The following is a 24499-nucleotide window of genomic DNA, read 5'->3' on the forward strand; positions in this document are numbered from 1 at the left end:
CGAAGCGGTAGAGAAAGAGCTGTGAGAGGTCCGAAAAGAGCCTCTCAGCAGCAAGTGAAGCGTACAAAAGCTAGCTCGCGACCTGAAAGGTCGAAAATAGACCGCTCGGGGTCGAAGCGGTGGAGAAAGTGCTGTGAGAGGTCCGAAAAGAGCCTCTCGGCAGCAAGTGAAGGAACAAAAGCTAGCTAGCGACCTGAGAGGTCGAAAATAGATCGATCAAGGTCGAAACGGTGGAGAAAGTGCTGTGAGAGATCCGAAAAGGTCCCAAAACGACCTTGTAAAGCGTTAATATATGAAATTCCAACAGGAAATTTATGGTACAAAAGGATGAATTTTTTTATAGCATTGAAATCCCTTTCAGTTTTTTATTCGCCAAATGGTTAGGTCTATATAATCAAAACGTCTAGACCTTTATTCCCGAAAATCACTATTTTCCATTTTATGAGACACAAAACTACAAATAATACGAAGTATATAGTCATATTCAGCCCTTTTGACTGTAAAAATTTAACTGTTATGATAATGGTAAACTTGGGTATTGTTTAAGGAACCAAATACAAATATCGGTTAAAGGATGATTACACAGATGAGAAAGATGTTCTCTGGTGGAAGTAAAGTCTTTTACTTGTACCGGTATATTTCACTTGGTGGAACTTCGTTAGTGTATGCCATTGAGGATCGTGGCCCCCCGTTAAGTATTAAAATTGGCATCATCTTGGCGCTATTCATCTTTGCCAAGTGGATTACGGACATGTATTCCCGAAGTGGCCAAGCCTCTCGCACAATTAAAATAACCGTAGGCTTGGAAATGACGGGGATGATGATCCTGCATCTTCTGAGCGGCGGTATGGACAGTCCGTTTCTGTGGTGCGTATTCAATCCCGCTTGGATGGCTGCCAGCTATTTATCCTCGGTTTATTGCTGGTTTATGATGCTGATTTACTTCTTATTCGTCACCGCATTTTCCTACTTTTTTGCCAATGACCAATCGCTAACCACTATTTTGCTTGAAGAAAATCGATTTTACTTGATGTTATTGTTTATGACGCTCTCGATTCAACTATTAGCTGGCGTCAAAAGTAGGCTTGAGATCGCGAACGCTCGCACCACGGAAACGATGGAGCATATGAAGTCGCTGTATCAATTCGTGGAAGCAGCTACGCATAGTGAATCGGAGAATTTGAAAATTATTTTTGCAGAATTTGCTTTAAAGCTGACCAAGCTCAAGATGTCCTTCTTCTGGGATGTCAATGGGAATGGCGGACATGATCCGCTTATTACCCAGGGTATCACGCCAGCTGGCGTAGAAGCTTCCCTGATTGCAGCAATTGACATGCATGCAGCCGAGCTTAGACAGCTCGATAGCTGTATGGTGATGAATTTACCTGAGTATGGTGATTTTCTTGTGATTCCCATCAAGTCGTCTACCCGGTTCTGGGGAGTGATGGGGGTGAAGATTGAGCGCTCCACCTATGAGGAAGGCAGGCATTGGTTCGTCAAACAGCTGTATTTTCTATCTGAGCTATGCGCCGTCATTCTGGAAAGGCACCAGCTTGAGCGTATCGAGAACCAGCTGATGATTATCGAGGAACAGAATCGGATTGCTGATGAGATGCACGACAGCGTCTCGCAGTACATTTTCGGAATTGTGTATGCCGTCCATTCGCTCAGTCGCAAATGGAAAGACATTTCAACAGATCAGATTAAGGAACAACTGCAAATCATTCAAGAGTCATCTGTTGCAGCTTCTCAAGAGCTTCGTTCCACGATTTATAGTCTTAGCTCTCGGAAAAATGGCGGTGCTTTTTGGATCACTACCGTCAAATCTCATCTGGATAGCTTGTCCAAGCTGCACGCTGTGAAAGTAACCTTAAATGTTACTGGAGATGATCATGGCCTACAGGTCAATTATCAGAAGGCATTGTTTAGAATTATATCGGAAGCAACTGGAAACGCCATTCGTCATGGTCGAAGCAGTCACATTAAGGTAGATCTCAGTATGAAGACAGAAGAGGTAAGGCTTTCGGTCTTGGATAACGGAAGTGGTTTCAGTGTTACAGAACGTCTTTCTGACCCTAAGGTATCAGGGCTTGGCGTGAGCAACATGGAGCTGCTTGTTCATTCTTTTGGCGGAACGATTAGCATTCAGAGCACGAAAGGAAAAGGTACACATATTCAAGTGACTCTCCCAACTGGGAATCAGGATAAAAAAGAACAAAATGAATTTCAGTTGATGGGCTAAACAAGGTCATGAAGGCAATTCCCATTCTAACGAAAGCAGGTGGTACTTTGAAAGTTGTTATCGTAGATGATCATCCGTTGGTGCGAAAAGGATTGTCAGCTGTGCTAAAGCTTGAAGCTAACATCGAAATTTCTGGCGAATCGGAAACGGTGGAGCACGCTTTGGAGTTAATCAAGGAAACGAAACCGGATTTGGCAATTGTGGATCTGAAGCTCGGTAATCGCTCTGGTCTCGAAGTGGTTGAGAATATCAAGGATTCATCTTGCCGAAGTATCATTCTAACCTCATCGACCATGGAGCAAGATGTCAGAAGGGCAGAGGCAGTGGGGGCGGATGGTTATGTGCTCAAAGAAGCGCTGCCAGAAGAATTGCTGCTTGCAATTAAGTTGATTTTCAAAGGGAAAAAGTATTACGATCCGGGTTTGATGGAAATGTTGTTCAAGAAAGAGGAAGAGGACAGCTTCAGTAAGCTCACGCCGAAGGAGCGGGAAGTGTTAATTGGTCTAGGAGAGGGTTTGTCCAATCAAGGAATGGCCAAGAAACTGATGGTAACTGAGTTCACAGTCAAGAAGCATGTTAGCCAAATCCTAAACAAACTATGCGTCAACGATCGTACACAAGCGGCTTTGTTAGCGCAATCCAAGGGACTGGTCAGCAGTTTTCAGTAAGCTATTTATGCAAATATGGTCCGAAAGTATACCATCGCTTTATTACATATAGCCATTGGTGGATACACGAAATAGACCCAAAAATTATAATATCGAGTAATATCATAATTCTGGGAATTCATATAGTATTTGTGTATAACCAACTAACTGACAAAAAGCGGCATTCTTCATTCCTTTTGATCGTAGAGTGCTTCACCTAAGCTACTGAATAGCTAACTCTGTCGAAAAGAGATTGTTGAATGCTCTGGCTAAAGGAGTGATTGAATGTCGGTTCGATAGTGGGTGTAATCGTAAATGAAACGCTTTCATTGCAAATATCATAGCTCAATTTTTTGGGAAAAGCAAGACTGAATTCATCGGTTTTTAATTATTTTTTTGGGAGGGTACCATGGAGAAATCGATCTTGGATTACTTTGTACTCATTCGCAAAAAACTGTGGATGATTGCGCTGTTCGTTCTTCTCTCGTGTCTGACAACGTTCTATGTCAGCAAAACTTTCGTCGAGCCGGTTTACAAGGCGAACACACAAGTGCTGGTTAGCAGCACGTTCAAGAGTGAAGAAGCGATAGATCTTAATGATGTGTCGATGAACTTGAATTTAATTGAGAGCTACAAGGAAATCATGAAATCAGATCATATCATTCAACAGATGCTGCAGAGTCACCCCGAATTCGGAATGACTCAGAAGGAGCTGCTGAAGAATCTGAAAGTGAGCTCCACGGATAAAACACAAATTATCAAAATTGAGCTTGAGGATCATAGCTATGAAAAAGCGGTTGTGATTACCAAGACACTTGCGGATACGTTCATTAATGAAGTACCAAGCTTGATGAATATGAATAATGTCAAGATTCTTTCTAGTTCCGATGCTGCTGTGAAGCCATTGCCAGTTAATTCCAGTGTGGTCATCAATCTTGCTTTGAGCTTCATTTTATCGGCGATGGCAGCTATTGGTGTTTTCTTCTTCTTTGAAAATATGAATGATACGATTCGTTCTGAAAAAGAAGCCGAGCATATCGTTGGGCTGCCTGTACTCTCTTCCATCGGAACAATTAAAAAGGGCAAAGCATCGAAACCTTCGCGTGCACGAAGCAGAGAGGTAGGGGAAAAGGCATATGTCACAGCTAAGTAATGTTCTTGTGGCTGAATTGGATCCGATTTCGTCAGTCTCTGAAGCTTATCGTTCCTTGCGTACAGCGGTACGCTATAAAAAGGTTGTGCCAGCTGGTCAAGGAATGGTGCTCATGGTTGCATCTCCCAAGCCGCAAGAAGGCAAGACGACGACACTTGCTAATCTGGCTATTACCTACGCTCAGGAAGGTAAGTCTGTCGTGGTCTTAGATTGTAATTTACGGCAACCAGCCCTGCATGAGATGTTTGGTGCCAAGAATACGAAAGGCCTGGTCCACTTTTTAAATAAAGGGCTAACCGCCCAAGAAATCATTACACCGACAGGAATCATCGGGCTTGATCTGATCACCAGCGGTGGTCAACCGATGAATCCATCCGAGCTGTTAGGCTCCGCCAAAATGGATGCCTTGATGAACCTACTCAAGCAGCGATATGAAGTCATTCTCATCGATTCGCCATCAACGCTTGACTACACAGATGCTTGTTTACTTTCTGAGTATAGTGACGGCGTGATGTTAGTTGCCAAGAATGGCAAGACGAAGCGAGAATGGGCGAAGCAAGCGAGAACCCAATTAGAGCAGTCCGGAGCCAGGATGCTCGGTATTGTTTTCAATCAATAATTGAAAACATTAGACTTTCCATAATCGACAACGGATGCTTACGAAGTTAGCTTTGCTGAAGCAAAACTTTTAGGAGGATGAAAACGATGAAAAAGGTGAAGAAAGCCATTATTCCGGCCGCAGGCTTAGGAACGAGATTCCTGCCTGCTACGAAAGCGATGCCTAAAGAGATGCTCCCGATCATCAACAAGCCGACTATTCAATACATTGTGGAAGAAGCCATCGAATCCGGAATCGAAGATATTATTATTGTTACCGGTAAAGGGAAGCGGGCAATCGAAGATCACTTCGATAATGCTTTCGAGTTAGAAAATAAGCTGTTGGAAACGGGGAAGCTGGAGCTTCTTAAGGAAGTTCAACGTTCATCCAAAGTAGAGATTCATTACATTCGTCAAAAGGAACCCAAGGGTCTTGGACATGCGGTCTGGTGTGCAAGAAGGTTCATTGGAAATGAACCATTCGCTGTGCTGCTAGGCGATGATATTGTCACAGGGAAGGTGCCCTGCCTAAAACAGCTCATTCAGCAATATGAATTATCAGAAAATTCGGTTATTGGCGTACAGACTGTACCGCCAGAGCTTACCAATCGTTACGGTGTCATTGATCCAGGTGAACAAAATAACCGGCTTTATCAAGTGAAAGACTTTGTTGAAAAACCAAAATTAGGCACTGCCCCTTCCAATCTTGCCATTATGGGCAGATATGTGTTCTCCCCTAAAATCTTTGAATTTTTGGAGCTTCAGGAGAAAGGCGCTGGCGGAGAAATTCAGCTGACGGACGCGATTCAGAAGCTTAATCAAATAGAACGAGTGCTAGCCTATCATTTTGACGGTATTCGTTATGATGTGGGTGAACGTCTCGGTTACATTCTCACAACAATGGCGTTCGCCTTGGAGAGTAAAGATCTACGTCCGGATGTACTTGAAGCGATGGCTGCCATCCTTATCAAAGAGCAATATGCGCCAATTCTAGAGCATCTGGGAGGTGGAGACCATGAGCTTGCGCGAATTGCAGGAGGATTATGAGTACCTGGGACCACAGAAAATTTCCCAGAAGAGCTACTACACGGCTGCTGCCCCTAGATCGCAAGAAAGGAAAAGCGCCGCTTCCTATTTGTTCGTAAAGCGTATGCTCGATATTATGCTATCCCTCATGGGCCTTTTCTTCCTGACACCGTTATTTATCATCATTGCTACTTGGATTAAGTTGGAAGATCCTAAAGGCGCCGTTTTCTTCAAACAAAATCGAGTCGGGAAAGACGAAATCCTGTTTCCCATGTATAAGTTTCGCTCGATGGTATCCAATGCGGAAGAGCTGAAGCAGCAGTTGATGAGTCAGAATGAAGTTGAAGGCGCGATGTTTAAAATGAAAAATGATCCTCGGGTCACACGCGTCGGACGATTATTGCGCAAAACAAGTATAGATGAGTTGCCACAATTGTGGAATGTACTCGTCGGTGATATGAGCTTAGTCGGGCCAAGACCGGCTTTGCCGAGTGAAGTAAGTGAGTATACACCATATGAGAAGAAGCGTTTAGCCGTTACTCCTGGCTGCACGGGTTTATGGCAAGTAAGCGGACGAAGCAATTTAAGCTTCGAGCAAATGGTTGAGCTCGATTTGACTTACATTAGAAAACGAAGCATTTTCTATGATTTGAAAATCATCCTGAAGACAGTATCGGTCCTTCTTGGCTCCAAAGACGCCTTTTAGAGAACAAAAGGGAAAGGAGTAACACCGTCGTGCTAATTCAGCCAAAACCAAGGGTTTCTATTGTCATCTGTACCTATAACCGTGCTGATTTGCTTCAAATCACCTTGAACGCCTTACCTGCTTTAAAGGCTATAGACAAGGCTGAGATTCTCATCGTGGATAACAATTCCGCAGATCATACGCGTGAGATCTCACAATCGTTTATTCAGCGTCAAGCAGGGGAGACAGACGTTCATTATCTGTTTGAACAAACCCAAGGGCTTTCGGCTGCGCGAAATAGAGGTATTCAAGAAGCTAAGGGTGATATTGTTGCCTTTCTCGATGATGATGCAGTTCCTTACATGGAATGGATTCGCACCATCATAGACACCTTGGATAGTCGACAGGATGTCTATGCGCTGGGAGGTATGATTCGACCTCGTTTCGAAACAGAACGGCCGAAATGGCTGATCAAATCGTTAGAGCTGCCTTATACGATTGTGGATAGGGGAGCAGCTGTTCATGAGTATCCGATGAACAGGCATCCATTTGGTGCGAATATGGCGATTCGCAAATCCTTTCACGACAAATACTTGTTCCCAACCGACCTAGGAAGGAAGGGAACACTGCTGTTGTCTGGGGAGGAATCCTGGATATTTGAGCAGATGAAGAAAGAAGGGAAGGCTATTCTTTATCAGCCTTCCATGGTGGTTGATCACTTTATCCCGGATAGCCGGTTGACGAAGGATTGGATCAAGCAGCGCTATTATTATCAAGGTGTTACGAATGGCTCGATGCATAAGAGTCGTATCAGCAAGCTTATTCTTCTCGGTAAGGTTGCCAGTAAGGTGCTCTACATTGCCGTAGATGCCTTGTTCGCACGTACCGAAGGAAGTAAACTGCTGATCACATGCCGATTGCAAAGCATACGAGGCACGCTAGACACGCTCAGTAGACGTGGAAAAATGCACTTAACAGGGTGAGGATACTGATGATGCCGGATCTTCCGATACAGCTCAAAAAACCGATGTATTATGGTGCGGTTTATGTCCTTCTTGCCGTCATGGTTGGCGTAGCAGTTGCTTATCAGCCTATGTTCAGTATCTTAGGACTTGGCGTTATTTTCCTAATCATGTATGCCATCTGCCAGCCGGAGAAAATGAGTTATCTAGTCCTGCTCTCAACCGCCATATCGATTAACTACATTGTCGAAGCGAATGTGCCTGGGCTAGAGATTATTTCTCTGTATAAGCTTGGCATTTTGATTCTGTTAGTTCCCAGTATGCTGCAAAACGGACTTCGATTGAAGTTCATCTATCCCATAGCAGCTATCGCCAGCATGTTATTTCTTACCTTGTTCTTCTCAGAATGGCATCCAAGGCTGACGTTGTCACTCACCTTGAAAGCATTTATCGGACTGACGCTTCCCTTCTTTTTTCTCATGATTAAATGGAACAAAGGAACAGCGCAAAGGCACATCCGAATCATTTGTCTGCTGCCATTGGTAAGTGTTGGAACTGGGGCCCTGCTTCAATTGGCTCATCTGTATTCGTTTCTCAATGTGGAGTTTACGGGAGCGATTCGGGTACAAGGAGCGAATATAGCACCTCATTTGGCGATGCTAGCTTTTCTAGGCATTACCGTTGCCTTAATAGAGACTAAACGCAATCCGCTGCAAGCCAGGTTTTTTTATTGCACATTGGCTGCTAACTTTGCGATTCTGATCGCTACGGGAACTAGAGGACCTATTCTCGCCATGCTGGCCATGGCTGCTTACTATTTCTACGATATGGTTAAGCAGTATATCAAAGGGAAGCTAATCTTAATTATCCCGCTGCTTTGTTCCTTGGTCTTGATCGGCGGGGCCGTTTATGTACAGTGGGACAATATGACAAAGCGTTCGTTCGAACGGCAGACCGGCACGGGGATCGACTTGTCAGGAAGAACCGAAGCATGGAGCTACTTCTTAAAAGGGGTGAAAGATTCTCCTCTGACAGGTAGAGGGCTAGGTGCAGTTACCGTTGCAAATGATGGAAGTTTATATGAAGGATTTGTGGTTCCCCATAACGAGTATATCCGTTTTTATTATGATGCTGGTTATATCGGATGCAGCCTGTTGTTTCTATCTTTACTCGTCTTATTTGGAATGATTTATCGAGTAATCCCGCAGAGAATTAAGATTTACTACATGGCGTTCATCCTGGCGTTCTTCCTGTACTCCTTGTCGGATAACACCTTATCGACTGTTCAATTCATCATCCCTTTTTGCTGGTATTTGAATAGCTTGTATATTCTGTCAACGACAAATTCGAAAAAAGAAGAAGTGATCTGATGAGTAGAGTGACTATGTTCGATGTACATTTTGATAATTATGATTTTCTGGACTTGCTTGCCTATATGGATGAGGTCATACGTCAGAAAAGTCATTCTTACATTTTGACCTGTAATGTCGATCATTTAATCAAGCTCAGAAAGGATGCTGAGTTTCAGAAGGTGTATTCAGGCGCAGGTGCTATTGTTGCGGATGGAATGCCGATCATATGGGCATCGAGGATGCTCCGTAAACCGCTCAAGCAGAAAGTATCCGGATCCGACTTGTTCAATAAGTTAGGTGGAGCTTTCGCAAGCAGACAATATAAGCTTTTTTTCTTAGGATCAGCTGCTGGCATTCCGGAGCAAGCGGTAAAGAATTTGAAGCTCGTATTTCCAAATCTGAATATCGTTGGCTGTTATTCACCCTCTTATGGTTTCGAGAAGAAAAAAGAGGAGAATGAGCAAATTGTTCAGATGCTGATAGATACGCAGCCGGACATCGTGTTCGTAGGCGTTGGCGCTCCGAAGCAAGAGAAGTGGATTTACCAAAACTATCTTCAGTATAAAGTTCCGATCTCAATTGGCGTTGGCGCAACGTTCGATTTCATTTCGGGCACAGTGAAGAGAGCTCCAAACATTATGCAGAAAACAGGATTCGAATGGTTCTGGCGTCTTGCCCAAGAACCGCGAAGGCTATGGAAGCGTTACTTGGTTCACGATGCGATGTTTGCGGTCCTGCTATGGCGGGAAATAGTTAAGCAATTCAAGATGAAACGGGAGGGGACGGGAATCAACAGTGGATGAAATAAGCAAAATGATTAAGCCCCCTTTTATTATGATGCAGGCTAGCCGGATGCCAATCCTGTTGGTTGGAATGGCTTTGTTCGTCTCTTTACTCATTGGTTATTCTAGTGCGACTCTGAGTCCTGAACTTAGTATCCAAATCACAATCTTGTCGATGCTGCTGTTTCCCGCATTTGTGATGGCCTTGCTAGATTCTCGTCGATTGATTCCTTATATCCTGCTCGTTTGGGTCATTTGTCCGGAGATCCGGAGAATCCAGGATTGGATGGAAGGTACGTACCATTCTGTTTCCTTGCTGAGCATTGCCCCGCTGTTAACGAGTGCGGTGCTTATCATTCCAATCCTTGCTAAGTTTCATCAGATGGAATCTCGCATATACAAGCTGCTCATCTATGTGGGTATTGTGCTGCTGTATGGAAGTTTGATTGGTGCAGCTAAGAATGGGAGCGGAGCTTTCTATGACTTAGCTAACTATGTGATTCCATTATTGTTAATCCCTTATGCTGCCTTATCTCATTGCGATAATAAAGCGTTAGACCGCTTAATTGTCGCATTCTCTAACACCGCTATCTTGGTTGCTGCTTATGGCATTATCCAATATGTGATGGTACCGCCTTGGGATGCATTCTGGATGAACCATGTGGAGATGACCTCAATTGGTCACCCGTTTCCCTTGGAGATCCGAGTGTTCTCTACATTGAATTCCCCGGGACCCGCAGGGATGTATATGGGAACTGCGCTTGCGCCGATGATTCTGGAAAAAAGGTGGCGGGGACCGCTGGGCTGGATCGGCATTATACTGGTAACGGTAGGGCTGCTTATCACATTAGTCCGGTCGGCTTGGGTCATGTTATTCATCGATATCGCCATTTATACAGCCGTATCAGCGGGTAGACAGAAATGGAAATTGATTGCTCAATTAACAGCGGTTATTGCAGCCATGTATCTGATTATTCCAAAGCTGCCTGGAGCACAGGGGTTGATCGCCCGATTGGATACAATGACAGCGATTCAGGACGATCATTCCTACAATGAAAGATTAGATTTCTTTCATACCGTATTCCCTATGTTGTTTGCTAAACCGCAGGGGTTAGGTCTTGGCAGTATTGGCGTCGGCACCAAGCTTAGCAACGGAGGGGCACTTGGTGAATATGGCATTTTCGATAATGGATTTGTCGCCATTTTCTTGACCTTTGGTATTCTTGGAGGCTTGCTGTTTCTATGGGCCTTATGGCTCGTGACTCGTTTTCTTTTATCCCAAAAAAAACAACCAGGCGGTATAACCGCTTACGGAAAACTGGGGCTCTCAGCTTTGCAAGGAAGTATTGTTTGTCTCGTGTTTGAAAATGGTTATACGGGTTTGAAAGGCTTTCTACTATGGATGGTTGTAGGAATTGGAATCATGGCGCATCAAACGATCGTTCAAGAGAGGAGGCAAATTCCGGATGCAGCAACCAGTCAACTTGAAAATAGTCCGCATAAAGCCTCTATTCGGCTTCATTAAAGCATTTTTTTCAAGCAAGAGTCATATCTCGGCTTCCATTAGAACGATGTTTTTCAGTGTACTCATCTTAGTGATTAATATGCTTACAGGTATTCTAACAGCACGTTTTCTAGGACCATCCGGCCGAGGAGAGCAAGCAGCTATGGTCTTATGGTCACAGTTCCTAGCCTTTAGTTTCACTTTCGGTCTGCCTTCCGCCATTATTTACAACGTGAAAAAGAACATGAAGGATTCCGCCAAGCTTTATTCAACCGCTGTTCTCATGGGTTTGACAGCAGGCATGCTTGCGATGAGCTTGGGGATACTGGTGTTACCCTATTGGCTCCGTACGTATTCAGACAGCGTGGTCCTTTTCTCCCAGTGGTCCATGGTGCTCGTACCTCTCATTGTATTGTCTCAGATTAATAATGCGATGATGCAGGTGAGAGGCGAATATAAGCTGTTCAACCGTCTGCGCTTTCTTGTTCCGCTTAGTACGCTCATCGGCTTAGGGCTGCTAATCCTAACAAGAACCATGAATCCTTACACGTCAGCCGTGGCTTATCTCGCTCCGGCGGTTCCCTTTTACATATGGACGACAGTACGCTTACTTAATCAGTACAAATTTGTGATAAGGGATGCTTTTCACTCCTTCAAGACATTAATCCGGTACGGTATTGGATCTTACGGCAACGATTTAATGGGGAATGTCTCCTATTATATTGATCAAATTGTTATTATCGGTCTCCTTAATCCGGCAGAGCTTGGACTATATGCGGTGGCGGTAAGCCTTTCCCGTGTAGTCAATATATTCTCTACATCCATTATCGTGGTGTTGTTCCCGAAAGCCTCGGGTTTACCTAAGGATAAAGTCGTTGAGATGACCTTCCGTGTATATAGGATCAGCACATGTGTCGCTTTGCTTTGCTCATTGATGATTATGCTGATTGCACCTTTCGTAATGCCTTTACTGTATGGCCCTGATTTTAAGGAAGCGATCAGTGTTTTTCGAATGCTGCTCCTCGAAGTTTCCATCTCCGGTGGAACCATGGTCTTGGCTCAAGCGTTCATGGCATTAGGAAAGCCCAAGATTGTTACGATTCTGCAAGGGATAGGGCTGCTAATCGTCATCCCGTTACTAACGGTACTGATTCCGAAGTTCGGATTGTTCGGTGCGGGAATGGCCATCTTATCATCGGGTTTACTGCGATTCGTCTTTATTCTACTCAATGTCAAATACACTTTGGAGACGAAACTTCCTAAATTATTGATTAATAAAGATGATGTGCGTTGGTTACTTTCAGCAATATCAGCATATAAAGCCAAATAATTTGTTTGAAACTGGGGGAGGGGCGAACGAAATGAGTCACTATAGTGACGCTGTAGGAGAGAATCGGATTTCTGTTGTCATCATTGCGCAAGACGATGAAACGAGAATAGCGAGTGCGATTGCCTCCTGCAAGCCTTTTGCAGACGAAATTGTTGACATTGATGGCGGGAGCAAGGACGGAACGGTCCGTGTATCTGAGCAGTTAGGCTGCAAGGTATATGTGAATGCTTGGCCTGGTTATGCAAAACAGCGTATTTATGGCAGTGATAAAGCTACCTATGATTGGATTTTCGTTATTGATACCGATGAGGTTGTCAGTGAACCTTTAGCGGCTTCCATACAGAAGTTAAAAAGTGACTTGTCTAATCCGAGCAAAGCCTATGCTGTCTTACGAATTGGTGACTTTCTAGGACGCTGGATGGGCAAAGGCGAGAAGCTTGTCCGTTTATATAACCGTACCGAAATTCAGTACCAGGAAAGTCTGGTACATGAAACACCGGATGTTGCAAGTGAGAATATCGTGTATGTGCCAGGTGTTCTGTGGCATTATGGTTTCCGCAGCATTCATGATCACATTCAGCGGTTTAACAAGTATACCGATCTGGAAGCGGAAGGCGCTGTTGCTGCGGGGAAACGATTTAGCCTGCTGCGAATGATCGTCCGTCCTCCCTTGCGATTTGTACAGAAATATATCGTTCATCGCTTGTATAAGAAGGGAATTCCAGGACTTGCGGTATCCCTCTTCTGGGGCATATACGAATTCCTAGTATGTATGAAGCAGTATGAGCTTGGGCTAGCTCGGAAAAGAGTGAAAAAGTCCCAGGAAGAGCCAATTAAGGAGGGGAAAGCTTATGCTACACTGCAATAGTTTGCGGATCCTGTGTACCGGAATGGGTTGGCCATCTGCACAGCCTGGAGGATTAAACACCTATTTCAAGCATATTTGCGAAAGCTTAGCTGCCCGTCATGAGTTGGAGGCACTGGTATGCAGTGCGAAAAAGCCGGTCGTTCAAGACATCCGTGTCACGAATGTTGCCGCAGCTGATATGAAGTTAAGTAAAAGACGAGATGCCTTTCGGAAGCACGCTGCAGAGCTGATGAATGGGCAGGACATCGATATCGTTTATTCCCACTTTGCTCCCTATAGTATAGGCGTTGCCATGGAGGCCAAAGCGCGAAATATTCCGGTGGTGATGACGTTTCATGGTCCTTGGAGTGAGGAAATCAGGCTCGAAGGCAAGGGACTTAAGCATCGAATCAAAACCATAATCGCTAAGAGTTGGGAGATGAAAGCATATCGGCTCGCGGATGCCTTCATAGTGTTAAGTGAAACTTTCCGTGATATTCTTCATCACCAGTACGGTGTCCCGCTTTCAAAGATTCACATTATTCCAGGCGGAGCTGATGTAGCCCGGTTCAAGCCGGCTGCGGATCGCACAGCGATAAGAAGGAAGTTGCACCTGGAGGAAGGGACGACAGCGGTGTTGACCTTAAGAAGACTAGTTAACCGAATGGGGCTTCTTCAATTACTAGAAGCTTGGAAAGAGGTGGCGAGAACGGTTCCGGATGCCGTGCTGTTCATTGGGGGCAAAGGGCCGCTGCATGGAGAGCTGGAAAGCCGAATTGCTGAATATGGACTCCAGTCTCGCGTCCGATTGCTTGGCTACATCCCGGATCATGAGCTTGCTGACTACTATCAGGCCGCTGATCTGTTCGTTGTACCTTCCCAAGCATTGGAAGGCTTCGGATTAATTACGGTAGAAGCAATGGCTGCCGGAGTTCCAGTCATGGCGACACCGATTGGAGGCAACCGTGAAATTCTTCAGAAATACCGGCCAGATATGCTGTTTGCAGGTAAAAGCAGCGAAGCTATGGCTTCTGGGTTAATTCGCTTATTGCAGCACCGTGAAATGTGGCCTACCGCAGAGCAATGCAGAAGCCATGTATTGGAGAATTATACGTGGGATCGTGTATCCAAACAGGTAGATAGCGTATTTAATCATGTTATCGATCAACATCTGATTGCTTACGGCGGCATTCGTCAGGAAACCGCTGGGAAGAAAGGAGGACGTGAACAGGATGAGGGTAGCTTATTTGGATCATACCGCTAGATGGAGCGGGGGAGAAGTCGCACTTTATAACATTATTACCCATCTCGGAAATGAAGTAGACCCATTAGTCATTGTGGCCGAAGAGGGTGCGCTCGTAGATCGTTTAAGAGACAAAGGTATCGACGTTCGCGTCCTGCCTTTAAGTGATAAGGTGCGTAATCGCAACCGGAATGCCGTGAATTTGCAAGCTGTATCGGCCGCTTTTGAGCTTCTCGCCTATGGGAAGAGGCTCTCCAAATTATTGAAAGCCGAACAAGTCGTCTGTGTACATACGAATTCGTTGAAATCAGCCTTTTATGGAGCGGTAGCTGCTAAATTGGCAGGTATTCCTCTCATCTGGCATATACGGGACCATATTGGAGTTCCGTACTTGAAACCGATCGTCGCTCAGGCGATACGATGGATGTCCCGCTTGCTGCCGAATGGCGTCATAGCCAATTCAAATTCAACCCTGAATGCTCTGCATTTGCCGAAATCGAAAAAAACGTTAGTTGTCTACTCAGCTTTCGCTAAAACGAAGCATGCTGGGGTTGCTGTAGAGAAAAAGTGGATGAAGCCCTACGTTGTGTTGCTTGTTGGCAGGTTGGCGGAGTGGAAAGGCCAACATATTTTACTCGAGGCGGCCAAGTCGTTTCTACCCGATCAGCAGGTTCAGTTCTGGATAGCCGGGGATGCCTTGTTCGGGGAAGATGCTTACAAGCAGCAGCTGCTTAAGCAAATGGCAGATGACAAGCTGTACAATGTCACGTTATTGGGACATGTGGATCATATTCAAACCTTAATGCAGCAAGCGGACCTTCTGGTTCATACTTCCATTACTCCAGAGCCATTTGGTCAGGTCATTGTAGAAGGTATGGCAGCTGGATTACCCGTGATTGCATCTAACGAAGGCGGTCCGACAGAGACGGTTGTCAATGGCGAAACGGGACTTCTCATAACTCCCGGGGACCCCGCTTTGCTTGCCGATTCCATACGCTACCTGTTGGAGAATCCTGATGTGCGGCGCAAAATGAGCGAGAATGGCATAAAACGCGTGGAACAACACTTTGTCATTGAACGAACCGTTACCCAAATCACTCATTACTATGCAGGTTTAATTGCTAACTCGTAATTATCCTACTAGTAAATAAAGGATGGATCAAATGAAAATAGCAATCGCGCATGATTATTTGGTTCAAATGGGCGGGGCCGAAAGAGTGGTTGAGGTCTTTCATCAAATGTACCCGAGTGCTCCCATCTATACAACCATGTTCAGCAATAATCGGCTGCTCGATGAGCTTAGAGATGCGGATATACGAGCTACCTGGTTGCAAAAAATGCCCGGTGGGAAGAGCCATTTTAAAGAAATGCTCCCCCTATACCCGTTTGCGATTAAGGATTTTGATTTTCGAGAATTCGATATTGTACTTAGCTCAAGCAGCGCGTTCATGAAAAGTATTCAGGTTCCGAAGGAAACGTTTCATCTCTGTTACTGCCATACACCGATGCGATTCGCTTGGGATTATGACACATATATGGAGAGACAAAGCAATTCAAGTGTGATGAAGCGGCTTTTGAAAATCTATATTGATAGGCTAAAGCAATGGGATCAAAAGACGTCCGCCAATGTGAATCAGTTTATAGCAAATTCTTCCGTTGTAAAAAGTCGCATTCGTAATTATTACCAACGCGATTCAGATGTTATTTTTCCGCCGATTAATACGTCGCGCTTCCATAGCTCAACTTCCATTGATGATTATTATTTGATTGTGTCGAGACTTGTTTCGTACAAGCGAATTGATCTGGCGGTAGAAGCATTTAATCGAAATGGACTGCCTTTATACATCGTTGGAGAAGGACCCGATATGGCGAGGCTTAAGGCTATGGCCAAAGGGAATATCCGTTTCCTGGGAAGGCTGGATGATGGTTCGGTCACCCAAATGATGGCGCAGTGCCGAGCGTTAATCTTTCCTGGTGAGGAGGATTTCGGCATTACACCGCTAGAAGCGAATGCTGCCGGAAGACCCGTTGTTGCCTATCAGGCGGGTGGTGCACTAGATACGATTGTGCCTCATGTGAATGGTGTTTTTTTCAAACGGCAAGAGGTAGAAGATCTGCTGCTTGCGATTCAGGAAGTGGAAAATCATGCATGGGATGTACGGCAAATCGTGCAGCACGCGCAGAAATTCGATGAGAAGACGTTCATGGATAAATTAAAAGATTACATGGGTAAAGCCTACCAACAATTCAGAGAGGGGCATTGATCGTATGGATATTGCAGTAATCGGGACGGGGTATGTGGGGTTAGTTTCCGGGGTATGCTTCGCTGAAGTGGGCAATAACGTCATCTGTGTGGATCACGATGAACAGAAAATTGAAAAGCTGCAAAACCTGATTTCTCCGATCTATGAACCTGGTATTGAACAACTGATGGAGAAGAATCTGAATGCCGGTCGGCTGGCCTTTACCTCTGATTTGGCCCAAGCGATCAGTCAATCCGAGCTTATTATCATTGCGGTTGGCACACCTTCTTTACCCAATGGAGAGGCTAATCTGACTTATATCGAGCAAGCGGCCATGGAAATCGGGAAGGCGATGAATAGCTATAAAATCATTGCAACGAAAAGCACTGTTCCTGTTGGTACGAACGAGCATATTCAAATGATTATTGCCATGAACACGATGCAGTCTTTCGACGTCGTATCGATTCCAGAGTTTCTGCGAGAAGGCTCGGCGATCAACGATACCCTTCATCCGGATCGAATTGTCCTCGGGATTGAAAATCCAAGCTTAGCCGCACCTCTCACGGAGCTGCACCGTTCATTTACCGATCAAATCTTCGTTACGAGCATTCGCAGCGCGGAGATGATCAAGTACGCTTCGAATGCCTTTCTGGCAACCAAGATTTCCTTTATTAATGAAATATCGAATATTTGCGAGAAAGTTGGCGCTGATGTCACCGAGGTTGCCAAAGGAATGGGGCAAGATAAACGAATTGGCTCCTCCTTCCTGAGTGCGGGGATCGGCTATGGGGGTTCTTGTTTTCCTAAGGATACAGACGCGTTGATTCAAATAGCCGGTAATGTCGACTATGAATTTCAACTGCTAAAGTCAGTTGTCGAGGTAAACAAATCACAGCGGTATAAGGTGATTACCAAGCTGGAGGCGTCCCTCGGTCCGCTTAGCGGCAAATCGGTTGGCATCTGGGGATTGTCTTTTAAACCGAACACGGATGACATTCGTTATGCGCCTTCCATCGAAATCGTTGAAACCCTGATTCGTGCGGGAGCGCGGCTGAAGCTGTATGATCCCATTGCGATGGAGAAATTTCGGGAACGCATCGACCATCCGGCGATTCAGTGGTGTGAGAATGCTTTGGAGGCAGCCACGGGGGCCGACGCCATTTGTCTACTTACGGATTGGGAGGAATTCAAAGCGGTTCCCTTGTCTCAGCTCATTTTCGTTATGGAGCAGCCGATTCTGATCGATGGTCGCAATGTATTTAGCAAAGAGCAGGTTCAGGGAACTGGTCTCGAATATTATTCCGTAGGGAGACCAGATTTGATCGGGGCATCTCGTCCAAAAGCATTGGCTAGATAATTGACAAATAAATCGAGTGGAGCGTGGTATTCATGAAATTGGTTCTTCTTTCCGGCGGGTCGGGCAAACGACTATGGCCATTGTCCAATGATTCCAGATCCAAGCAGTTTCTAAGGGTACTTGAAGATGCTGAAGGCAGAAGCGAATCCATGGTTCAACGTGTATGGAGACAACTGCAGAATACGGGCCTCGGCGATGATGCTTACTTAGCGACGAACCGCTCCCAGGTAGAGATGATCATTAGTCAATTGGGTGGCGATGCCCCGCTTATTGTCGAGCCAGAGAGAAGAGATACCTTCCCTGCAATCGCGCTTGCGGCTGCTTATATGTATGATGTCGAAAGTTTGCCCCTGAACACTGTGATTACGGTGTTACCGGTAGATCCGTATGTCGATGAGGCTTTCTTCCAGAAAATCAAACAGCTAGAGTATGTTCTGCACGAAACGGATGCGAATTTGGCACTAATGGGCGTTGTTCCAACGGTTCCGTCTGAGAAATACGGGTATATCGTTCCCTCTGACAAACGTAGAGAAGGGTCAGAAGCACTTCACGTTAACCATTTTGCTGAAAAGCCGAATCGTGAACAGGCAGCTGCCTTGATTAAACAGAAGGCGCTTTGGAACTGCGGTGTCTTTGCTTTCCGACTAGGCTATCTCATCGAAGTCATGGTGGAGAAGGGCATCCCGATTCAGTATGAAGAAATGCTTAAAAACTATCATAGATTAACGAAAATTAGCTTTGACTACGAAGTTGTAGAGAAGGAAGCTAGCTGTGTTGTCGTACCTTATGACGGCTATTGGAAAGACCTTGGCACTTGGAATACACTGACAGAGGAAATGAGTCGATCGCAAATTGGAACGGGCATCGTGACCGATGATTCCGAGAATACCCATTTGATTAATGAGCTGGACATCCCTGTTACGGTGATTGGAATTAAGGATGCCGTCATCGCTGTCAGCCCTGATGGAATACTTGTAACGAGCAAGTCGGAAAGTCCACGTATTAAGGAAGTCATGAATAAAATTGAACACCGTCCGATGTACGAGGAGCGCAGGTGGGGACGTTATCGCGTGATTGACTATGTCAAATATGCCGAAGATAATGAGGTGCTAACCAAACGGATTCTCGTTCATGCAGGTAAAAATATAAGCTATCAGCTGCATTATAAACGCAGTGAAGTGTGGACGATCGTAAGCGGTGTTGCGGATATTGTCATTAATGACAAGCTCTATCAAGTGAAGCCAGGTGATGTCGTTCGAATACCAGATGGAACCCGGCACAGCATTCGAGCCATAACGGATGTTGAATTTATCGAGGTTCAAAGCGGGTCCGAGTTGGTTGAAGAAGACACGGTTCGTATTTGTATGGCATGGAAGGATATCCCCCTTCACCAATTTATTTAAGATTTGTTTTGAAACAACGAACCGCCTTCTATTCGACTTTAAGCGAATGGAAGGCGATTCCTTGTTTGAAAGCATAACTGAAATTGGAAAAACTTTCAAAACATTAATATAATGCTTATACAAATCTAATATATGCCCTGTATGGTAGATTAAGCAGAATGAGCACGCGTGTAAGGAGCGTACATCAGGGTTCATTGTGTAAACTACCATACTGGAGGAAAGATGATGATCAATTTTTTTGGAAAGGCGGGTGTGTATAAGAAGGTGGTTTCCTTATTGTTTCTACTCTCTTTGCTAGCACCGAATATCTTGCTTCACCCTAATGTAACGAATGCGTCAGTTGTTCCTATCAACTCACAAGCTACGTACGAGGCAAAGGCTGTACTGCAGCAATTGTATGCCATTTCGGGGGTAAGCATCATTAGCGGGCAGCATGATTATTTAGAAAGCCCGGATGAATGGACGAATCAAGTCAAGGGCTTGACGGGTAAATATCCGGGACTTCATGGTTATGAATTCGGCGCCATTATGGATCAAACTGAAAGCCAATTGGCAGATCAAAGACAAAAGGTGGTTAATAGTGCGATTGCGTGGAACCAGGCTGGCGGTCTGGTAACGATATCATTTCATGAAAGTATTCCTGGAACATGCCTTTGCTGGTCGAATGTAAAGAAGGAAATGAGCCAAGCCGATTTTGATAAGTATGTTACGCCAGGTACTCCCGAGTACACGCAATTGCTGGCAGATCTCGATAAAGCAGCCGTGTACTTAGGGAAACTAAGGGATGCAGGTGTTCCTGTCTTATGGCGCCCTTATCATGAAATGAATGGTAATTGGTTCTGGTGGGGTAAGAAGAGCAACTTCCCTACCTTATGGAATATCATGTACGACCGCTTCGTTAATGTGCATAAGTTGAACAATTTGCTTTGGGTTTGGAGCCCGAATGCACCGAATGCATGGTCTGACTCGTATACAGCCACTTTTCCTGGAGAAAATAAGGTGGATGTTCTCGCCGTTGATATCTATGACAATGATTACCATCCTGATTATTATGCGAAAATTGTTGAATTGGCGAATGGTAAGCCTGTAGCGGTGGGGGAAAATGGTGAGCTGCCTAACGGCACTATTTTGAATGAGCAGCCCAAATGGGCCTATCTGATGACTTGGGGCAAAATGCTGGCCGAAAATAATAACCTTCAAGAAATTGAAACCTTTTACACGAATTCCAAATTACTGACCAGAGAGTCTCTTCAATCTATGAAAGCTCCAGTCTCTCCACCTGTCTTGCAACCTGTCTTACAGGATGAGAGATATGGACTGCAAGCAGAATATTACGATAATAAGGATTTGACCGCGCTGAAGGAAACGAAGGTGGATGCTAAGATTGATTTCAATTGGTCTACGGCGGCTCCCTTTCCTTCCATGCAAGCAGATACGTTTTCCGTGAGATGGACGGGGAAACTTAAGCCCAAATATACGGAAACCTATAAGATTTCAACCTTAAGTGACGATGGCATCCGAGTTTGGGTGAATGGTGTGTTGGTTATTGATAGTTGGTTTAATCAAAGCTGGGTGGAACGCTCCGGAACTATAGCACTAACCGCTGGCGTGCCAGTTGATTTCAAGGTCGAATATTATGATAATACGAACGGTGCTGTTGCCAAAGTCATGTGGACGAGCCCGTCCCAAGTGAAAGAAATTATTCCCGCGAGTGCCCTATTACTTCCTTGATGGTTGAGAGGTATCTAACATGATGAGATATGTGATTGTACCAACTGCCTTGTTGATCTTATTGATCTTGACCTCGGCTTCGAATAACTACGGTGCATCGGCAAAAACAGATTTGATAAAAGTGATGACAGCTTCTAATCAGATTGGTAATCAAATATGGATGTTGGGTAATCAGAACGATTCCTTTTTGGAATTTGGAAAAGAAAGTGCAGGACAGAGCAGTTACACGGTAACGCCCGACTTGAATCAGACGGATGTTTGGGACAGCGTGCCTCAAGGTCTTAATAAATCCTTGAATCCTACCTTTGCGATCCATTTCTCGTTAGCTGAAATACCCGAATTTGGCGTTCATTTCCGTGTTCGAATTCTGGATGCTCATAAAGCCGTTCCACAGATGGCGGTTTTCTCCAACAAGATGCTTTCCGGCATCATCCAGATTGCTGGAGTCGGGGGAACAACTAGCACTTACCCCTACAAGAAACTATATGAGCTTTACATTCCTAAGGAGCAGCTGCAGCTGGGAACTAACGAATTGAAGCTGTCAGCCATAGGCTGTTTGTATTGTACAGCTGATGAGAATAAATTTCTCTGGTGGAAATGGGACTACCTCGCGCTAGATGCGCTGTCTTCACCTGCCCAAGAACCGATTCATGGGAGATATGTGGAATCCGGTACGAAGGTAAGTAATCTGTCGTTCTACTATGATCAGGGAGCAGTAAGGCACCTTCCGTATGTATTGAAATGGTTAGGAATCGCCTACAGCGGCAATGTGATGAGGGTAGATTGCGCGACTGATGTGAAAATGGGGTGTTCTTCGATCAAATCGTATTACGAAACTTTGCGTGATTACCACACTGGGGCCGTAGCTCTTCATCTGCATACAGGAAATATTAAACTGAAAGAGGATGGCACACTGCCAGCAGATGCCGAGAATAAATTATTGGATTATGTGAAGCAGTACGGATCCATGTTTCAATACTATGAGATTGATAATGAGCCAGGCTTGTTCAATCGCTCCAAAGAGGTGAATATAGCCATTGCAAAGTGGTTAAAAACCCATCTTCCTGAACTTGCTCCTCATGTAAAAACAGTGGCCCCCGGCTGGGCATATGCGCCTAAGTACAACATTAGAACATGTCGGAATCAAACCTCATCAGGCATGTTTAAATGTGGAGACCCCGACGGGTGGGAAGACGATCCGGCGCAGCGAATGGAATTAGAAGAGTTGACAGATCTAACGAATGGACATGCTTACGGAACTTCGTATTCCGATAATAAGGACGGAAGCTTCATAGAAAATCTGCAAACCTTCGGAGGATCAGAGGATGGCCTCAAGAAGCTAATGTTGAATACGGAGTATGGGACATCGGATAGTCATATGGATCCCAAAGAATTTGGCGCTACGCAGCCCCATTCGGCGGTCTTCGATCGGATTATGAGGGCTCATATCGGTTATGCCGATATGTTTATGCAGCATGCAGCGTTTTATCCGCAATATGCCTTGTTCGAGTCGGGAAATGATTTGAATCATCAAAACCCAGCTCAAATGAAGATTCATAAGAACTCAGTGGACAAAGATACACGAGTTGGGATTATGCGAAGGTTGAATCTAGCCTATGCCACGCACGGGAAACCGCTGGTTTACGAGCTCACCAACAAGTCGGAGCTGGCTGATAAGCTTGTTTATTTTCGCGGCGTGGATACATCGACATTGCCGCCACTGCCAGGATCAGGAGCGAAGTCGGACAAAATTCTGCTGAACTTCGTAAATTTTGGGACAAGCACGCAAACGATCCATGCGAAAGTCACTATGCCCGAAACTGCTTTGTACGAGGGAGAAAGATTCGGAGCGGGTGATACCTATGCATCAGCTCGTACGTATTTGACAGGACTGCAAGCAGCTCCTGAGCTTGAATTCAAGGAAACGCTGCAGCCAGGTGAAGCAGTTCAGTATATCCTAACACGGACGGATCGGGTAAAACCGATCGCACCTTCGTGGATTCAAGCAAAGCCAATAGAGAATCATGCAATTGAGCTTAGTTGGAAAGAATCGGAAGGAGCGCATAGTTACGATGTTTTACGTAAAATAGGTACAGCTGAAGGCGGCTACGAGGTGATCGCTGAACAAGTGGCAGATACTGGCTTTGTCGATACGGATACTATGGTTGGGAACCAATACATGTATCAGATCAGGGTCTCAGGTACAAAAGAGGTTTCACCGGCGGCAACGGTGACAGCTGCCGATGAAGTTGCGCTAAAGCGGGAAGAATGGGAAGTAACCAGCAGTTCTGGCAAACCTCAAGGTGCGATTGATGGCAGTCCCTATACGCGCTGGGATACTGGGATAGCTCAAGCACCCGGGCAATTTTATCAAATTGATATGAAGACCTCGTTCACAATCAACCAAATCGTGCTGAGAACGGAGAACTCGCCGAATGATTATCCAAGGAAGTACGAAGTATACGTTTCTAATGACGGCTTCAATTGGGGATCACCAGTTGCATCGGGTGTTGGCATAAGCGTACTAGAAATCAACTTGAAGCCACAAAATGCGCGATACGTCAAGATTGTCCAGGCAGCGAAAGCAGGAAATTATTGGTCGATTCATGATCTGCAAATTTACGGTCACAAAACAGATTGACAGAAGCTTGTCACGAATAGAAGTGAAGGAAGGACAGCTGCTCCGAAGGAGAGCTGTTTTTTTGTCGCCATATTACCAAAATAGAGGCTCCTCGCTTTCCCCGCACGATCCTCAGACTAGCAAGGTCCTAGAGAAAGTGAGCGACATTTATGAGCGGGAGTTCACACTGCGGCACTAACAGAATACACTTAGAATAGATGATATTTAACAACGGTGTGACGAGGAGGGGTACAGTTGAGATATACAGTGCAATATATACCTCTAAGTAAAATTAAGCCGGAAAGTATCGCTGCTAAGACCTCACTAAGAAATAAGGAGTTTAAAAAAGTTGCGCAGGATCTAATGCATCTGTTAATTGTTCGTAAAAGCAGAAAAGAAGGTGGTTACGTCATTTTGGGCGGACATCATCATTTCGATTTCCTCAAAAAGCATACAAAAAAAAGTGCAGCTGTATGTCTGGTTGATGAAAGAAAAATTTCAACACGTGTAGGAACTTGGATTCATCGCTTTAGGAAACGACCGCTGCCTTATGATATTCCTGAAATCTCACCGGACCGGATTGCAGTCAACAGCTGGACGATCATTCGTACTTTTCTGAAAAGGGAGCCTCGATTTCGAAGGCTTTCCCGAAGACAGCAATTGAAGGTACTTCGGCTTGGTATTCAATATAGGAAAACAACGATACGATCCATGCAAGCAAAAGTAGAAGATCTATTAAATAAGATGGTGCATTGAATACAAAGAGGAAGGAGCT

The 24499-nt window shown here is 45.1% G+C and carries 20 protein-coding genes; all 20 read left to right on the top strand.

What is annotated here, in order from left to right; translation table 11 throughout:
• The first annotated feature begins 586 nt into the window (after positions 1–586).
• The 20 genes from G519_RS0139060 to G519_RS0139155 all read left to right on the top strand — a co-directional run bounded on the left by G519_RS0139060 (position 587) and on the right by G519_RS0139155 (position 24480).
• Positions 587–2242 carry a sensor histidine kinase gene (locus G519_RS0139060; protein WP_029199144.1) on the top strand — a complete coding sequence of 552 codons (1656 nt, stop codon included), beginning with the start codon at positions 587–589 and terminating at the stop codon, positions 2240–2242.
• Between the two features lie 8 nt (positions 2243–2250).
• The gene (locus G519_RS0139065; protein WP_307720143.1) at positions 2251–2910 is read left to right on the top strand and encodes a response regulator; all 660 of its coding nucleotides are present in this window, start codon (positions 2251–2253) and stop codon (positions 2908–2910) included.
• A 388-nt stretch (positions 2911–3298) separates the two neighbouring features.
• The gene (locus G519_RS0139070; protein WP_029199146.1) at positions 3299–4042 is read left to right on the top strand and encodes a YveK family protein; all 744 of its coding nucleotides are present in this window, start codon (positions 3299–3301) and stop codon (positions 4040–4042) included.
• Positions 4026–4661, top strand: coding sequence for a CpsD/CapB family tyrosine-protein kinase (locus tag G519_RS0139075; RefSeq protein ID WP_029199147.1), 636 nt, complete (start codon positions 4026–4028; stop codon positions 4659–4661). The genes G519_RS0139070 and G519_RS0139075 overlap by 17 nt, the downstream gene beginning before the upstream one ends.
• Positions 4662–4747: 86 nt before the next feature.
• The gene (gene galU / locus G519_RS46835) at positions 4748–5686 is read left to right on the top strand and encodes a UTP--glucose-1-phosphate uridylyltransferase GalU (protein ID WP_051254132.1); all 939 of its coding nucleotides are present in this window, start codon (positions 4748–4750) and stop codon (positions 5684–5686) included.
• Positions 5655–6371: a sugar transferase gene (locus tag G519_RS0139085; protein WP_029199148.1), complete on the top strand. Its 717-nt coding sequence runs from the start codon at positions 5655–5657 to the stop codon at positions 6369–6371. Before galU ends, G519_RS0139085 begins: the two co-directional genes overlap by 32 nt.
• A 29-nt stretch (positions 6372–6400) precedes the next feature.
• Positions 6401–7333, top strand: coding sequence for a glycosyltransferase (locus G519_RS0139090; protein ID WP_029199149.1), 933 nt, complete (start codon positions 6401–6403; stop codon positions 7331–7333).
• A gap of 8 nt (positions 7334–7341) precedes the next feature.
• Positions 7342–8682: an O-antigen ligase family protein gene (locus G519_RS0139095; protein ID WP_127528228.1), complete on the top strand. Its 1341-nt coding sequence runs from the start codon at positions 7342–7344 to the stop codon at positions 8680–8682.
• Positions 8682–9467: a WecB/TagA/CpsF family glycosyltransferase gene (locus G519_RS0139100; protein WP_029199151.1), complete on the top strand. Its 786-nt coding sequence runs from the start codon at positions 8682–8684 to the stop codon at positions 9465–9467. Before G519_RS0139095 ends, G519_RS0139100 begins: the two co-directional genes overlap by 1 nt.
• A complete protein-coding gene (locus tag G519_RS0139105) occupies positions 9460–10971 on the top strand; it encodes an O-antigen ligase family protein (RefSeq protein ID WP_244280364.1) in 1512 nt (503 codons plus the stop codon). The genes G519_RS0139100 and G519_RS0139105 overlap by 8 nt, the downstream gene beginning before the upstream one ends.
• Positions 10913–12280, top strand: coding sequence for a lipopolysaccharide biosynthesis protein (locus G519_RS0139110; RefSeq protein WP_036635676.1), 1368 nt, complete (start codon positions 10913–10915; stop codon positions 12278–12280). Before G519_RS0139105 ends, G519_RS0139110 begins: the two co-directional genes overlap by 59 nt.
• Positions 12281–12311: 31 nt before the next feature.
• A complete protein-coding gene (locus G519_RS0139115; RefSeq protein WP_029199154.1) occupies positions 12312–13148 on the top strand; it encodes a glycosyltransferase family 2 protein in 837 nt (278 codons plus the stop codon).
• Positions 13132–14391: a glycosyltransferase family 4 protein gene (locus G519_RS46840; protein ID WP_064743627.1), complete on the top strand. Its 1260-nt coding sequence runs from the start codon at positions 13132–13134 to the stop codon at positions 14389–14391. Before G519_RS0139115 ends, G519_RS46840 begins: the two co-directional genes overlap by 17 nt.
• Positions 14360–15502 carry a glycosyltransferase family 4 protein gene (locus G519_RS0139125; RefSeq protein WP_029199155.1) on the top strand — a complete coding sequence of 381 codons (1143 nt, stop codon included), beginning with the start codon at positions 14360–14362 and terminating at the stop codon, positions 15500–15502. The genes G519_RS46840 and G519_RS0139125 overlap by 32 nt, the downstream gene beginning before the upstream one ends.
• Before the next feature lie 31 nt (positions 15503–15533).
• On the top strand, positions 15534–16634 hold the full coding sequence (locus G519_RS0139130) for a glycosyltransferase (protein ID WP_029199156.1): 1101 nt from the start codon (positions 15534–15536) through the stop codon (positions 16632–16634).
• Positions 16635–16638: 4 nt separating this feature from the next.
• A complete protein-coding gene (locus tag G519_RS0139135) occupies positions 16639–17970 on the top strand; it encodes a UDP-glucose dehydrogenase family protein (protein ID WP_029199157.1) in 1332 nt (443 codons plus the stop codon).
• 32 nt (positions 17971–18002) lie between these two features.
• Complete coding sequence (locus tag G519_RS0139140) at positions 18003–19373, top strand: sugar phosphate nucleotidyltransferase (protein WP_029199158.1); 1371 nt, start codon at positions 18003–18005, stop codon at positions 19371–19373.
• A gap of 222 nt (positions 19374–19595) precedes the next feature.
• Entirely contained in the window at positions 19596–21104 is a 1509-nt protein-coding gene (locus G519_RS0139145; RefSeq protein ID WP_029199159.1) for a glycosyl hydrolase, read from the top strand.
• 19 nt (positions 21105–21123) lie between these two features.
• Entirely contained in the window at positions 21124–23745 is a 2622-nt protein-coding gene (locus G519_RS46845; protein WP_036635627.1) for a discoidin domain-containing protein, read from the top strand.
• Between the two features lie 234 nt (positions 23746–23979).
• Complete coding sequence (locus G519_RS0139155) at positions 23980–24480, top strand: hypothetical protein (RefSeq protein ID WP_029199160.1); 501 nt, start codon at positions 23980–23982, stop codon at positions 24478–24480.
• Positions 24481–24499 lie beyond the last annotated feature (19 nt).

Origin of the sequence: Paenibacillus alginolyticus DSM 5050 = NBRC 15375 (assembly GCF_000422905.1) — a bacterium.
Taxonomy (GTDB): domain Bacteria; phylum Bacillota; class Bacilli; order Paenibacillales; family NBRC-103111; genus Paenibacillus_E; species Paenibacillus_E alginolyticus.